Source organism: Mesorhizobium sp. M7A.F.Ca.ET.027.03.2.1 (assembly GCF_003999175.1).
Classification (GTDB): Bacteria; Pseudomonadota; Alphaproteobacteria; order Rhizobiales; family Rhizobiaceae; genus Mesorhizobium.
This window is the reverse complement of record NZ_RZOM01001506.1, coordinates 1-1,030: the sequence shown is the minus strand read 5'-3', so window position 1 is coordinate 1,030 and position 1,030 is coordinate 1. Positions and strand designations below refer to the sequence as shown.

1 protein-coding gene is annotated in these 1,030 nt (G+C 65.9%); it reads right to left on the bottom strand.

What is annotated here, in order from left to right; all coding sequences use genetic code 11:
• On the bottom strand, positions 1 to 1,030 hold a 1,030-nt coding region (locus EN750_RS36000), incomplete at both ends, for an FAD-binding protein (protein WP_127399397.1).

Here is a 1,030-nt window from a genome sequence, read left to right as displayed (position 1 = left end):
GCCATCGCCGGCATGGCCAACGATCGGCGCGATCAGACCCATCTCGGCTATGTCGGCTTCGGTTTCCATGACGCATTCGGCAAAGCGCGAGATCGGCACGCAGACATCGGTCGACAGCCCCTTGGCGCCTGGCCGTAGCGTCAGCGACGACCAGTAGGCGTCATGCCTGGCCTTCCACAGTTTGGTGCGCTCCTCGGCAACGCTGGTCCACAGGAACGGCCCGCCGCCATTCTCTTCCGCGATCATGCCGAAGGTCTCGGCCTGTTCGGCAACGCCGGCATCGCTGCCGTGAAACTCGACGAACAGGCACGGGCTTTCGGGATAGTCGAGCTTCGAATAGTTCTTCATCGCCCGCATCTGCAGCGCGTTGACCAGTTCGATGCGCGCCACCGGGATGCCCATCTGGATCGTCGCGATAACCGCGTTGCAGGCCGCCTCGACGCTCGGAAACGGGCAGACGCCGCCGGAGATCGCCTGCGGGATGCCTTGCAGCTTCAAGGTCAGCGAGGTGATGATGCCGAGCGTGCCTTCCGAGCCGACCAGCAGCCGCGTCAAATCATAACCGGCCGAGCTCTTTTTCGCCCGCTTGCCGGTCGTCACCGTCTCGCCGTCGGCCATGACGGCGGTCAGCGACAGCACGTTCTCGCGCATCGTGCCGTAGCGCACCGCGTTGGTGCCGGAGGCCCGCGTCGCGGCCATGCCGCCGAGCGAGGCATTGGCGCCGGGGTCGATCGGAAAGAACAGTCCGGTGTCGCGCAGATGCCGGTTCAAATCCTCGCGGGTGACGCCGGGTTCGACCGTGCAGTCGAGATCCTGTGGATTGACCGCCAGGATACGGTTCATGCGCGATGTGTCGACCGATATGCCGCCGCCCGGTGCGTTGGTGTGGCCTTCCAGCGAGGAGCCGACGCCAAAGGCGATCACCGGCACGCGGTGCGCGGCACAGGCCCGCACGATGTCCTGCACCTCGGCGGTCGTCTCGGGAAAGGCGACGCCGTCCGGCGCCTGCGTCGGAATATAGGTGGTGGTG